9 protein-coding genes are annotated in these 12,921 nt (G+C 67.2%); 6 read left to right on the top strand and 3 right to left on the bottom strand.

Annotated features, from left to right (window positions below):
• Nucleotides 1-112 precede the first annotated feature (112 nt).
• Together P3W85_RS38920 and P3W85_RS38915 are read right to left on the bottom strand one after the other, a co-directional pair.
• The gene (locus P3W85_RS38920; protein ID WP_276268720.1) at nucleotides 113-2,086 is read right to left on the bottom strand and encodes an aconitase family protein; all 1,974 of its coding nucleotides are present in this window, start codon (nucleotides 2,084-2,086) and stop codon (nucleotides 113-115) included.
• 120 nt (nucleotides 2,087-2,206) lie between these two features.
• Nucleotides 2,207-3,106, bottom strand: coding sequence for a LysR family transcriptional regulator (locus tag P3W85_RS38915; RefSeq protein ID WP_017229281.1), 900 nt, complete (start codon nucleotides 3,104-3,106; stop codon nucleotides 2,207-2,209).
• 483 nt (nucleotides 3,107-3,589) lie between these two features.
• On the opposite strand from P3W85_RS38915, the gene P3W85_RS38910 reads away from it, so the two are divergent.
• The 6 genes from P3W85_RS38910 (at nucleotide 3,590) to P3W85_RS38885 (ending at nucleotide 9,949) form a co-directional block, all read left to right on the top strand.
• Entirely contained in the window at nucleotides 3,590-6,424 is a 2,835-nt protein-coding gene (locus P3W85_RS38910) for a xanthine dehydrogenase family protein molybdopterin-binding subunit (protein WP_276268719.1), read from the top strand.
• Nucleotides 6,421-6,972, top strand: a complete 552-nt coding sequence (locus P3W85_RS38905; protein ID WP_276268718.1) for a (2Fe-2S)-binding protein — start codon at nucleotides 6,421-6,423, stop codon at nucleotides 6,970-6,972. Before P3W85_RS38910 ends, P3W85_RS38905 begins: the two co-directional genes overlap by 4 nt.
• A 17-nt stretch (nucleotides 6,973-6,989) precedes the next feature.
• The gene (locus tag P3W85_RS38900; RefSeq protein WP_430869704.1) at nucleotides 6,990-8,285 is read left to right on the top strand and encodes a c-type cytochrome; all 1,296 of its coding nucleotides are present in this window, start codon (nucleotides 6,990-6,992) and stop codon (nucleotides 8,283-8,285) included.
• A 275-nt stretch (nucleotides 8,286-8,560) separates the two neighbouring features.
• Entirely contained in the window at nucleotides 8,561-8,935 is a 375-nt protein-coding gene (locus P3W85_RS38895) for a hypothetical protein (RefSeq protein ID WP_276268717.1), read from the top strand.
• A 370-nt stretch (nucleotides 8,936-9,305) separates the two neighbouring features.
• Nucleotides 9,306-9,545, top strand: a complete 240-nt coding sequence (locus tag P3W85_RS38890) for an antitoxin (RefSeq protein WP_017224360.1) — start codon at nucleotides 9,306-9,308, stop codon at nucleotides 9,543-9,545.
• Nucleotides 9,545-9,949, top strand: coding sequence for a type II toxin-antitoxin system VapC family toxin (locus tag P3W85_RS38885; protein ID WP_276268716.1), 405 nt, complete (start codon nucleotides 9,545-9,547; stop codon nucleotides 9,947-9,949). Before P3W85_RS38890 ends, P3W85_RS38885 begins: the two co-directional genes overlap by 1 nt.
• Nucleotides 9,950-10,170: 221 nt before the next feature.
• Here P3W85_RS38885 and mdeB read toward each other — a convergent pair whose 3' ends face one another.
• On the bottom strand, nucleotides 10,171-12,840 hold the full coding sequence (gene mdeB / locus P3W85_RS38880; protein WP_276268715.1) for an alpha-ketoglutarate dehydrogenase: 2,670 nt from the start codon (nucleotides 12,838-12,840) through the stop codon (nucleotides 10,171-10,173).
• Between the last annotated feature and the right edge of the window lie 81 nt (nucleotides 12,841-12,921).

Below are 12,921 nucleotides of genomic sequence, written 5' to 3'. Positions count from 1 at the left end.
GCGCGCGAGGGGATGGGGAACATGTCGGTCTCCTGTGGATGGCGGCCGGGATCTGATGACCGGCTTTGGATGCCGCAATAGCCCCTGCTGACGCGGGGGCCGGGGTGAAAGGCTACGGTGCTGCCAGGGCGGTCGCTTCCCGCAGTTGCGCGAAGGTGCTGATCCGCCCGGCCAGCGCGCTCGCAGCCACGGTATAGGGGCTGGCCAGCCAGACCTGGCCCGGCCCGGAGCGGCCGGGGAAATTGCGGTTGATGGCGCTGATGGTCACCTGCTCGCTGGCGGTGGAGGCGCCCGGCCCGCAGTTGGCGCACGAGCCGCAGCCCGGCATGACCAGCGTGGCGCCAGCGGCGGCAAAGGTATCCATATAGCCGCGCGCCTCGCAGTAGTCCTTCACGCCCAGCGTGCCGAACTGCAGGAAGAGCCGGGTGCGGGCCGACACCTTGAGGCCATGCTCCAGGCCCCAGCGCAGCACCTCGTGGTAGTAGTCGAAATCCTCGCGCTTGCCGGCCGTGCAGGAGCCGCCGTAGGCAATATCCACCGGCACCGGCTGCGCCAGCGTGCTGGCCGCGATGCCGTTGCCGGGGTCGCCCGGACGCGCCACCATGGGCGCGATGGCAGCGGCGTCGATGCGGATCACGTCGCGGTAGCTGGCGCCGACATCGCTGCGCATCCAGTCCTCCACCACGAAATCCACGCCGCGCCGCGCCTTGAGGAAGGCCACGGTCTTGTCGTCCGGCTCGACGATGCCGGTGAAGCCGCCCAGCTCCGCGACCATGTTGGTCAGCGTGGCGCGCTCGTCGATCGACAAGCCGCGCACGGTGCTGCCGGCGTACTCGAACACCACGCCAATGGCCCCGCCGGAGCGGATCGCATCCATCTGCAGCAGGTAGAGCACGATGTCCTTGGCGGTCACGCCCGGGGCCAGTGCGCCCTCCACCTCCACGCGCAGGGTCTGCGGCACCTTGCAGCGCACGTAGCCCGTCACCCAGCTATTGGCAAGATCGGTGGCGCCGGCGCCGAACGCCAGGCAACCGAGCGCACCCGAATGGGGCGTGTGCGAATCGGTGCCCACCACCACCTGGCCCGGCAGCGCGTACTGCTCGGCCATCAGCGCATGGCAGATGCCTTCCGAGCCCGGCACGTCGCCGGGCAGCGCGTTGTGCGAGCGCACCGGGTAGTCGTGCGCGAAGCTGCTATGGCCCTGCATCAGGTTGGCCACGCCCGGCAGCAGGCCGTCGCGCACATGCGGGAAGCTTTGCGCCGCCAGCACCAGGTGATCCTGGAAGGCGATGATGTGATCGGGCTCGTGCAACGCCGCCGGCTTGCCGAAGGCGCGGTGCATCAGGTGCGCGCACATGCCGGTGAAGTAGTCGTGCGAGAAGCGCCAGTCCGCCGCCACGAACACGCCCTGGCCGCGCTCGGCGGATGGCGTGCCCGGCAGCAGATGGCGGGCGATGATCTTCTCCACCAGCGTGCGCGGCGAGGCGCCGGCGGATTCCCCCGCGCCCTGTGCGCCCTGTGCGCCCCCCGCCGCCGGCCAGCTCGCCGCGCGGCTATAGGCCAGCAGTCCGCCAGCGCGGATCACCTGCTGGGTCAGCGCGTCGCGCCCGCTCAGGAAGGCCTCGATGGGAATCGCCTCACCCGCCAGCACGCGGTCCAGCACCGTGAAATCCGTGGTGGTCAGGATGCCGATGTTGTCGCAGTTCTGCTGGTAGATGCGCTCGAAGCTCTCCGCCACGATCAGGCGGATGCCGGCGGACAGCTCCGCCAGCGGGCTGGACTCGCGCGAGGATCCCTTGCCGTAGCGCTTGCCCGCCACCGTGACGGCAAAGCCGCCGTTGCGGATGGCATCGCGGCCGATCGGCAGCTCGGAGCCCGCCTGGAACCCCACATAAGGGAATTGCCCCAGCCGCTCATCGTAGGTCAGCATGATCGTCACCGGCGTGATCTCGTCGGTGGAGATGTTGTCGCGCAGCGGACCGGCCTCGGCCAGGGTCATGGGCTTGCCGTCGAGCTGGGCGCGCACGCAGGCGGGATCTTGCGACAGGTACAGCACGCGGCCGTCGAAGCGGATGGTGGCTTCCATGGTGGGGTTCTCGTTTTGATGATCCCACTATATGGTTTGGCGCCGCCGGGGCAAAGTGCGGAGTCGGCATGGCAGGCGTCTCGGTTTGCGACGGCTGGCCGGTGGTTCACATTCCCCGCGCTATTGCCGGCAAAGAAAACCCACCAAGGCAGCGGCGCTAGCCGAGAGGTGCTCCCGCGAGTGGAACACCACCACCAGTTGCCGCGTGGCCCAGGCATCCGCCAGCGGCCGTGCCACCACGTCGAGCGTATTCAGGTACAGCTCGCCCACCTGCCGCGGCACGACGGCAATCCCCAGCCCCACATGCACCATGCGGCACAACGCATCCAGGCTCGCCACCCGGATCTTGATCTTGAGCGTGGCGCTCCGGCGTGTCGCCTGCTCCGCCAGGAGCCGGCTGAGCGCACTCTCGTCGCGCAACGCCACGAAGGTCTCGCCGAGCACGTCGGCAAAGCGCACCTGCTGCGCCGACGCCAGCGGATGCCCGCGCGGCACCAGCACGCAAAGCTGATCCTCCCGGTAAGGCAGCGAGACGAATTGCTCCACGCCCTGGATCGCGTTGCAGATGCCGAAGTCGGCGCTGCGCTCGCCCACCATGCGCAATACCTCGGGGCTATGCTGCTCTTCCAGCTCGATGCCGATATCGGGATACACGCGCCCGAAGGCAGCCAGGTCTTCCGGCAGGAACTGCACGATGGCGCCGAGGTTGCACACCATCCGCACATTGCCGCGCGCGCCGGAGCTAAAGCGCGACAGCTCCGCCCCTAGCGCCTCGATATTGCCGATGATGGCCAGCGCATGCCGCAGCACCGCCTCGCCCACCGGCGTCACCGTGATGCCGCGGGGATGCCGCTCGATCACGGGCAAGCCGATCTGCGCCTCGATCTCGGCAATGCGGCGGCTGACCGCCGACGGCGCGATGAACTCGCGCTCGGCCGCGCGCGCGATGTTTTGTTCCTGGCAGACCGCGACGAACAGGCGCAGCGAGGTCAGGTCGAGTTTTCTGAGCAGGTTGTCCATGGGGGCGATGCTACAACGATTGGGGGGCCTGGCGGGCGTCCCGCCCAATGCGCCACGATACGACCCGCGTCCGCGGGCCGGCCATGGGCGCCGGCTTCCCGCTGTTTGTGCCACGCACAATGGCCACGCAATGGGAATGCCACGCCAGTGATAAGCAGCATTCAAGCCACCCGGTTGCGAGCACGCAGCGGCCGGGGGCAAAATCGGCGCACCCGCGTGCACTTCTGCGCCTAGAATAAAAACTTGCATTGCCCCACCGTTCATCAGCCCAGTCTTGCGTCGTAATCCGCGCCGGTGCCGCACATCGTGCCCGCGCCCTCTTGCACGGAGACCTCGATTGCCGCTGCCTGTCGTACGCCGGTTCTCCCCACGTTCCGTCCGGCCGTCCTGGCCGGGCGCGTCTGGCCGTCTATCGCGATCGCTATCAAACCCGTACCGGGCTGCGCCACCGCGGCGGCATCAGCGCATCTCCAAGGAAATTCCATGGCTAACTTCAGCCCAACGCGCCGCACTTTCCTGAAAGCCAGCGTCGTCGCCGGGGTATCGGTGTACATCGCGCCGATCGGCGGCAAGGCCTTCGCGGCCCTGTTCGAAGAAAAGATCCTGACCCCGGTCCAGTGGGACCCCAAGACCGGCGCGCCCAGGTTCCGCATCGACGGCATGGCCAAGGTCACCGGCGACAAGGTCTTCGCCCGCGATATCCGCTCGCGCGACATGCCGCACTGGCCGCAGGAGCAGTCGCACGCCTTTATCCTGCGCGCCACCAAGGCGGACCGCGCCTTCGAGGGCTTCGACCTGGCGCTGCTGGGCGACGATCTCAAACCCGACCGGGTGGTGACCGCCGCCGACCTGGTGCGCGACGGTATCGCCTTTCCCGCCTTCTATGGCGAGGACATGCTGCTGCCGGCCGGCAAGACGCCGGCCTACCTCGGCCATGCGGTGGCGATCCTGATCTATCACGATTTCGCCCGCTTCCGCTTTGCCAAGGACAAGCTCAAGTTCCACGACGAAGTCATCCGCTACGGCGCCGAGACCGGCCCGCTCGAGCGCGATCCCTGGGGCACCTTCCGCTTCGTGCGGGTGGGCGGCGACACCCCGTTCGACGACGATGTATTCTCCAGCCTGAAGAACGCGCCGCTGTTCCCCAGCATGATGCGCAAGCACCAGCCGGTCTGGCCCGATGGCAAGGATCACGGCCAGCTCGGCGAGCAGGGCATGTACCATGCCGGCCGGATCCGGCAGCAACTGGACCAGCCGCCGGCGGACTGGCTGGTGCTGGAGCGCGAGTACGACACGCAGTCGATCGACACCGCCGCGCTCGAGCCCGACAACGCCAACTGCTGGTATGACCCCGCCGCCCAGGCGCTGCACATGGTGATGCCGACCCAGTCGCCCATCGAAGTCGGCCAAAGCACGGCGGAGATGCTGGCCAAGGCCAAGGGCGCGTTCCCGGTCGCGCAGGTGTTCGTCCATCCCTGCTATACCGTTGGCTACGGCTCCAAGGATCACTACAACTTTCCCTTCTACGGCCTGGTGACCGCGCTTTACGCCGACGGCAAGCCGGTGCGGCTGGCCAACGACCGCTACGAGCAGTTCCAGACCTCGATCAAGCGCCACGCCTTCAAGATGCGCTACCGCATCGCGGTGGACAGGAAGACCGGCCTGTTCCAGGCCTTCCAGGGCGATTTCGAGGCCAACGGCGGCGGCCGCGCCAACTTCTCGCCCTCGGTGGCGATGGTGGGCGCCACCGCCGCGCAGTCGATCTATTACTTCCCCAGGAACGACCTGACCGCAGTGGCCATCGCCACGCGCGCCATCGACGCCGGCTCGGCGCGCGGCTACGGCACGCTGCAAAGCATGGCGGCCACCGAGATGATGGTCGACGAGTTCGCCGAGCAGCTCAAGCTCGACCCGATCGAGTTCCGCCTGAAAAACGCGCTGCGCTCGGGCATGAAGAACACGCAGGGCGCGATCCCCGCCGGCGCCATCCGCGTGGACGAGGTATTGCAGGCGGCCAAGGTCCATCCGCTGTGGACCAACCGCGCGAAGCAGAAGGCCGATTTCGAAGCCAGCCATCCGGGACGGCGCTACGGCGTGGGCTTCGCCTGTGTGCAGAAGGACTTCGGCACCGGCGCCGAAGCCTCGTTCGCCAAGGTGGAGATGCATGCCGACGGCGCCATCGTGCTGCATCACAGCGGCGCCGAGATCGGCACCGGTATGTCGACCTCGCAGGCGGTGGCCGTGAGCCGCTGGCTGGGCGAGCCGGCCGGCGAGGTGCGCGTGGCGGTGACCGACTGGCCCGACCTGCCGGTCACCGCCACCGGCGACCCCTACCTGATGAGCCAGGCCGACCAGGACAAGCTGTCCGCCAACCCGCGCTGGTCGCCCGCCTATGCCTCGCCCTCCAGCGCGACCAACTCGGCCTACTACTTCACCCACAGCACCCGCGAAGCGGCACGCGTGATCTTCATGCACGGGCTGTGGCCGGCCGCGATGGCGATCTGGAGCCAGGGCACCGGCGGCGGCCAGGCCGCCTCGCTGGTGGTGCGCGTGGAAGATGCGCGCTGGGTGCAAGGCAAGCTTACCGCCGGGGGCCTGCAAGCCTTGCCCTACGAGCAGTTGGCGAAGAAGGCGCACGAGCTTGGCCTGGTTACCGGCGCCACGGTGCACGTGTTCAACCGCTGGCAATGGACCGAAGCCGATTTCGAGGTGAATGGCGCCGCCGCCCGGCTGCCCGTCGACGGGCTCGCGGTGCGCTACGGCGACGGCGCCGACGCCGCGCGCAAGGCCCGCATGACCACCAGCGGCGGCTACCACGTGCTTGACCGCAAGCAGGTCCATATCGCGCCCACGCAGCGCAACAACGCCAGCGTGACCTACTACAGCGCGGTGGGCACGCTGGTCGAACTCTCGGTGCACGAGGCCAGCGGCAAGGTGGAAATCCTCAGCCACCACTCCATCATGGAATGCGGCTCGCAGTTGTCGCCGGATCTGGTTTCCGGCCAGCTGCAGGGCGGCGTCGCCATGGGCATCGGCCATGCGCTGCACGAGTTCCTGCCGCTCTACGAAGACGGACCCGGCAATGGCACCTGGAACTTCAACCGCTACCATCTGCCGCGCGCCAGCGACGTGGCGGTGTGGTCGCAGACCGGGATGGTCTTGCCGCCCCTGTCGGACACCGACCCGCCCAAGGGCATCGCCGAAGTGGTGATGATTCCGGTGGTGGGCGCCATCGTCAACGGCATCGCGCATGCCATCGGCCATCGCTTCACCGCCCTGCCGGTCAGCGCCGAAAAGATTCAGGAGATCCTGGCATGAGCATCGCCACCCAGCCGCTTTCCCTCAACATCAACGGCAAGGACGTTGGCCCCATCGATGTGCCGGAGGGCCTGATGATGATCGACTTCCTGCACGAATACCTCCACCTCACCGGCTCGCGCCTGGGCTGCGGCCAGGGCATCTGCCACGCCTGCGTGGTGATCCTGGACCGCACCGACGGCAGCAGCGAGGAAGTGCGCGCCTGCATTACCGGCGCGCACTATTTCCAGGGCAAGAAGGTGCGCACGGTGGAAGGCCACGCCAGGCGCAACGACAAAGGCGAGGTGGTGGAACTGTCGCCCATCCAGCAGAAGTTCCTGGAGCACTTCAGCTTCCAGTGCGGCTACTGTACGCCCGGTTTCGTCAACGGCGCGACCATCCTGGTGGAGCGCCTGAAGCGCCAGCCGGTGCTCAGGGGCAAGGTCGACGAGACCATCACCGCTGCGCTCAACGACCACATCTGCCGCTGCACCGGCTATGTGCGCTACTTCGAGGCCGTCAAGGACTTGGTCGTCAACACCCCGGGACTGGTAAAGGACGACAAGTGATGACCATGACCATGACCATGACGAGCCGGCCCGGCCTCCTCCGGCACGCGCGCACCACGCTGGCGGCCATGGCGGCGCTGGGCGCGGCAGTGTTGGCCGGCTGCGGCGACCACGCCGCCCCGATCGCTCCCGCCGCTGACCAGCAGCCCGCCACCCAGCTCTCGCCCGCCGAACAGATCGCGCGTGGGCGCTACCTGGTGCGCGCCGCCGATTGCGCCGCCTGCCATACCAGCGCCCAGGGCGCGCCGTTTGCCGGCGGAGTCGTACTGGCCTCGCCGTTCGGCACGTTCTATGGCACCAACATCACGCCGGACAAGGATCACGGCATCGGCAAGTGGAGCGCCGATGATTTCTACAAGGCGCTGCACGACGGTGTCACGCCGGACAAGCACCTCTACCCCGCCATGCCCTACACCTCGTATCGCGGCCTGTCGCGCGGCGATACCGATGCGATGTATGCCTACCTGATGCAGTTGAAGCGGGCGGCGGTGGCAAACCGGCCGCACGACCTGCGTTTCCCGTACAACATGCGGATCGCGCTGATCGGCTGGAACCTGCTGTTCCTCAGGGACCAGCTGCCCGATGCCTCGCAGGGAAAGACGCCCGCCTGGCAGCGCGGGCGCTACCTGTCCAACGCGCTCGGCCACTGCGCCGAATGCCACACGCCGCGCGCCATGTTCGGCCGGTTGGACCCGGCCCTGCCGCTGGCGGGCGCCGCGCTCGGCCGCGTGGCCGCGCCGGACATCACGCCGGCGGGCCTGGCCGCGCGCGGCTGGACCGGCGCCGACCTGCAGACCTTCTTCGCCAGCGGCATGGCCCCGCAAGGCTCCGCCTTCGGCGAGATGTTCCCGGTGGTCCATCTCAGCAGCCGGTACCTGAACCAGGCCGACCTCGCCGCGATGTCGGCCTACCTGCTGGGCGACCAGCCGGCGGCGCCGCAAGCGATCAAGCCAGTGAGCGCGGATGTGGCCCAGCTCAAACCCGGGCGGCAGCACTACCTGGCCGTCTGCGCCGGCTGCCATGGACGCGAGGGCGAAGGCAAGCCGCACGTCGCGGTGGCCATGCAGGGCAATTCCACGGTGCGCAACGCCGACCCGCGCAACCTGATCGTGTCGATGCTGGACGGCATCGAGGCGCAGAAATTCCCGGGTCTGGAGAGCCTGCAGGACATGCCAGGCTTTGCTGCGCGCATGAGCGATGCGGAACTGGCCGAACTGGCGAACTACCTGCGTGCGAGCTATGGCGGGCAGCGGGCGGATGTGAGTGCGGACAGGGTGAAGGGGCTGCGGGCGGAGGCGGGCAAGGGGCCTTGAGCAGGGACGCCGGCGTGGATGTGCCGGCGTCCTGCCCGCCTGTTCAACCGGCTACTTCGTCGCTGCTTGCTTTTGCATGCAGCGCGGCGCGCTGCCCGGTTCACGGGACGTTGCACTCCGAAGGGCTGGGACGCAGGCTTTTCGGCGCCTTGGACATACGGATCGCTTGCGGCCGGCAGCGTCGCCTGGGTGGATGGCATCGACTGGGCCGCGTTTTGTTCGACCGATGCAGCCTGCGGTATAGTCCTCGCGTTCAATTTCGGCGGAGAGATAGCATGGCGGAGGGAAAGGTTCGGGTTTCGCATATCGGTGTTCCCGGCAACCTGAGTGTCTTGAAACTCAAATCGTATCTACGGACTGCCTTTGCCGATGCGGCGCAGACGGAGAAAACGCAGGACGAGGCGGAGATCCTGCTGGTCAAGGTGCTTGTTCCCCGCCCGCTCGGCTTGCGTGCCGGGGAAAAGCTCCTTGACAAGGTGTTGCAGGGCATCGTCGACAAGGATCCCCGTGTTACCCGCGTCTCGGTAGAGTTCGTCGATGGCGAAGTCACGCAGCAGACCATTGACGCCAGCATGGCGAGGATCCAGAAGGAACTGGATGAGTTCGGGCACGTCTTGCACGAACTCCCGGTGGATGGGGGCGGGGAGTGATCTGCGCTGTTGTGGATGCCCTATCCGCGACACCAATGCGATATTCGCCTATCTGATGCAGGTGAAGCCGGCAGCCGTGGCCGACTGATCGCGGACAAGGGCCATCGAGGGGGGAAGCCCCTGCCCGGGGCACCTTCGGCGCCGCGATGAACAACATGGTGCGCTTTGACAACGCGTAGTAGCCGCCGATAGACACCTTGGGTGGCTTCGTGACGTCACCCGCATCCTGGAGACGCACAAGTCACACTGGCAGGCGTGAGCTTAAGGCCTTTATCCCCAAGAGATTGCTCAGGCTGCGCCCCCCCAATGGCCCCTCTGGCGTTGCTTGATAGAATGGCATATGCTTTGGCATATGCTACGGAGAGGCAATATGACGACACCCGAAGGCCGGCACGTCCGCCTTTTTCGCAACGGCCGTAACCAAGCCATCCGGATTCCGCGTGATCTTGAGCTTCCAGGCGATGAAGCAATCGTGCGAAAGGAGGGGGATTGCCTGATTATCGAGCCGGTAAAAGCCAAACCGCTACGCGAGCTGCTGACACAATGGGCTCCGCTCGACGAACCGTTTCCAGAGGTTGATAGCTTGCCCGCTGAGCCGGTAGACCTGTAATGGCTTTGTATCTGCTCGACACCAATATCATCTCGGACGCGATCAGAAACACACGAGGCTCCTGCGCCACACGAATTGCCGAAGCGGCGCCAGAGAGCCTCTGCACATCCATCATCGTGGCGGCCGAACTGCGCTTCGGTGTAGAGAAAAAGGGGTCCGCCGAGTTGGCTAGCCGCGTCGACCGCGCGCTTGCGAGCTTGACCGTGATGGCCTTGCATCGCGACGCCGACCGGCTCTACGGCCATTTGCGTGCCGACCTGGAGCGCCGAGGCCAGTCGATCGGCGCCAACGACATGCTGATCGCCGCGCACGCGCTGGCGATGGAAGCGGTGCTTGTCACTGACAACACAAACGAGTTCTCCCGCGTTCGGGGACTTTGCGTGGAGAACTGGCTGGTCCGCTAGATCGCGGGAAGCCCTCCCCCGCGCAAGGCTTCCCGCCTCGCCTTCCTGCAAGCAGGAGAGGGGAGAAAACAACGGCATTGCACCCGACTCGCTGTCGGATGGCGGTGTGTCCCGCGCGCGGGACGCACCCGCGGCGAGGCAAGGCGAAGCGAGCCGCGCAGGTTCACCCTCCCCTATGCGGCCTTTGACTTCAAGGCTTTGACATTGAATCAAGCCCGGGCTCAACGCGCCCACGGCGCTTCCACCTCCATGCGCGCCCCATAGCGTTCCAGCCCCTGTGCATGCAGCCCGGGAGAAATCGCGTGGAGCGCGGCGATGGCGATGTGATACCGGTCGATCCCGAAGAAGCGCCGCAGCGCGGCGCGCGTGTCGCTGCGCCCGAAGCCGTCCGTGCCCAGGGCGGTGAACGGCGCTGGCAGGTACGAGGCGATCAACTGCGCGTAGGCCCGCACGTAGTCCGTCGAGGCAATGACCGGCGTCGCGCCAGGCAGGCATCGCTGCAAATGGCTTACGGTCTCGCCGCCGCTGGCGAACAGGCTGCTGCGCTCGCATTCGCGGGCGTCGCGGGCCAGCTCGGAGAAACTGGTCACGCTCCAGATCTCCGACTTGATATCCCAGTCGGCCGCCAGCAGATCGGCGGCGGCGATGACCTCGCGCAGAATGGCGCCCGAGCCGAGCAGCCTGACCCTGGCAGCGTCGCCTTGCGGGCCGCGGGTACCGTAGAGGTACATGCCCTTGATCACGTCTTCGTGCGCGTCTTCCCGCAGCGGCGCCTGCACGTAGTTCTCATTGTTGACCGTCAGGTAGTAGAACTCGTCGCGCTGCGCCTCCAGCATGCTGCGCGCGCCGTGATGGATGATCACCGCGGCCTCGCTGATAAAGGCCGGATCATAGGCGCGGCAGTTCGGCACCGTGGCGGCGACCAGCTGGCTGGAGCCGTCCTGGTGCTGCAGGCCTTCGCCTGCCAGCGTGGTCCGGCCTGCCGTGGCGCCGATCAGGAAGCCCCGCGCGCGCTGGTCCGCCGCGGCCCAGATCAGGTCGCCGACGCGCTGGAAGCCGAACATCGAGTAATAGATGTAGAACGGCAGCATGGCCACGCCGTTGACGCTGTAGGAGGTCGCCGCCGCCGTCCACGATGCCAGCGCCCCGGCTTCGGTAATGCCCTCCTCCAGCAACTGCCCTTCCTTGCTTTCCTTGTAGTACAGCATCGAGCCGGCATCCTCCGGTTCGTAGAGCTGTCCCATGGGCGAGTAGATGCCGATCTGCCGGAACAGGTTGGCCATGCCGAAAGTGCGCGCCTCGTCGGCCACGATGGGCACCACGCGCGGCCCGACCGTCTTGTCCTTGATCAGGTTGGTGAAGAGGCGGACCACACCGGTGGTGGTGGACACTTCGCGCTCGTCCGGCTCCAGGGCGAAGCGCCCGTATTGCGCCAGTTCCGGCATGGCGAGCGCCGGCGCAGTGCGGGCGCGCGCGGGCAGGTAGCCCCCGAGCGCCTGGCGGCGTGCCTGGAGATAGGCCATTTCCTGGCTGTCCGGCGCCGGCTTGTAGAACTGCAGCGCCGCCACCGCCTCGTCATCCAGCGGCAGCGCGAAGCGGTCGCGAAAGGCCTTTAGCGCATCCAGGTCGAGCTTCTTCTGCTGGTGGGCCGTCATCCTGGATTCGCCAGCCTGGCCCATGCCGAAGCCCTTCTTGGTCTTGGCGAGGATGACGGTGGGCTGGCCCTTGTGCTCCCGCGCGGCATGGAACGCCGCATACAGCTTGCGGAAATCGTGCCCGCCCCGGCGCAGCGCATCGATATCCGCGCTGCTCATGCTGGCGGCCAGGGCCTTCAGCTCGGGATCGCGGTTGAAGAAGTGGGCCAGATTGTACTCGCCGTCCTTGGCGCCGAGGTTCTGGTATTCGCCATCCACCATCGCGGCGAAGCGCTTGAGCAGCGCGTGGCCGGTATCGCGGGCGAACAGGGTGTCCCACTCGGAGCCCCAGACCACCTTGACCACATTCCAGCCGGCGCCGTTGAACAGCGCCTCCAGCTCATTGATGACCTGCCCGTTGCCGCGCACCGGGCCGTCCAGCCGCTGCAGGTTGCAGTTGATGACGAAGGTGAGGTTGTCGAGCTTCTCGCGCGCGGCCAGCGAGAGCGCGGCGAGCGATTCCGGCTCGTCCATCTCGCCGTCTCCGAACACGCCCCAGACCCGCCGGGATGACGTTTCGGCGATGCCGCGATGGCCGAGGTAGCGCAGGAACCTGGCCTGATAGATAGCGCTGATCGGGCCGATGCCCATCGAGCCGGTCGGGAACTGCCAGAAGTCCGGCATCAGCCACGGGTGGGGATAGGAGGAAAGGCCGCCGCCGCCGGTCTCCTGCCGGTAGCTGGCGAGCTGGGCCTCGGACAACCGTCCCTCCAGGAAAGCACGCGCATAGACCCCCGGCGCCGAATGCGGCTGGAAATAGACCAGGTCGCCCTTGCGCTCGCCCTCGTCGGCGCGGAAGAAATGGTTGAAGCCCACCTCGAAGATCTCGGCCGCCGACGCGTAGCTGGCAAGGTGCCCGCCGAGTTCGCCATAGGCCTTGTTGGCGCGCACCACCATGGCGAGTGCGTTCCAGCGGATGATCGAAGTCAGCTTTTGCTCGAGCGCAAGGTCCCCCGGATAGCGGGGCTGCTCGCCCACGCCGATGGTGTTCTGGTAGGCCGAATAGGGATTCGCGCGCTGGCCGAGACCAAGATGGCTGGCGTGTTCAGCCAGGCGCTCCAGCAGGAAACGGGCGCGCGGCGCGCCACTGGCGCGGAAAACGCCGGCCAGCGCGTCGAGCCATTCCCGGGTTTCCTCGTGGTCGGCGTCATCGCGGTGGCTGGCGTCCGTGGCGGCGTGCTTCTCCAATGCGCTCATGTGCGGTCTCCGTGAGTTTCGTTCTTCTGTTGCCTGCGCCGCGGTGGCGCATCGCCCTGGCCTGGCCGCCGCGATTCAAGC

The sequence above is a fragment of the Cupriavidus basilensis genome, from assembly GCF_029335485.1.
Classification (GTDB): domain Bacteria; phylum Pseudomonadota; class Gammaproteobacteria; order Burkholderiales; family Burkholderiaceae; genus Cupriavidus; species Cupriavidus basilensis_E.
Note: the sequence above shows the minus strand (reverse complement) of the source record. Positions and strands in the feature narration are given on the sequence as shown.